This is a genomic window from Crateriforma spongiae, assembly GCF_012290005.1.
Classification (GTDB): domain Bacteria; phylum Planctomycetota; class Planctomycetia; order Pirellulales; family Pirellulaceae; genus Crateriforma; species Crateriforma spongiae.
The window spans coordinates 1-553 of the sequence record NZ_JAAXMS010000039.1 but is presented as its reverse complement, the minus strand read 5'-3'; the positions used below and the strand labels follow the sequence as shown (position 1 = coordinate 553).

Genomic DNA, 553 nt, shown 5'->3' with positions numbered 1-553 from the left:
ATGGAAAGAGCCTTGATGGTATCTTTCGGTTTCCTTTCCTTATCACATCAGGCAACGCGAAACCCCGATTCACCACACGGTGCCTATCCCTCGTTGTCTTCTGCCTGTTCGCGGCTGATTCGCCTGCCGAAGAGGTCTCTCCCGATCTTGAAGCTAAGATCCAGACAGGGTTCATCGAATTGATGGATCAAGCCGATGCACTGGAGAAACGCAAACATTGCCTGTTTGTGATCGGTGAAGTCCATGAGACGATCGCCGGCAATGATCTGACGATCAAACCTTTCTATTTCATACGGATCTATCAACCTCGACCAAGATTTGAGTACCTGGCAACCGTCTATGCCAAATCACCCGAGGGGTTCGGCAGTCGAAGAGTGCAGTACTGGCTGCAATCGGCGTTTTGTGACGGGAAGATGCATCGGCACCAAGGCTCGATCACTCGTCATTACCGAGGCGTGGTCGAGGACTCGCGTGAGATCACAGGTGAACCGGGGGGACTTTCCGTTGTAGACGCGCCCTGGCGTCTGGAGCCATTAAAAGACCTGCTCGGCCA

Annotated in this window: 1 protein-coding gene; it reads left to right on the top strand. The window is 53.2% G+C overall.

The genetic code is table 11. From position 1 onward, the window contains the following. Positions 1–553, top strand: a 553-nt coding sequence (locus HFP54_RS25095) for a hypothetical protein (RefSeq protein WP_168567302.1), incomplete at both ends; no start/stop codon positions are given.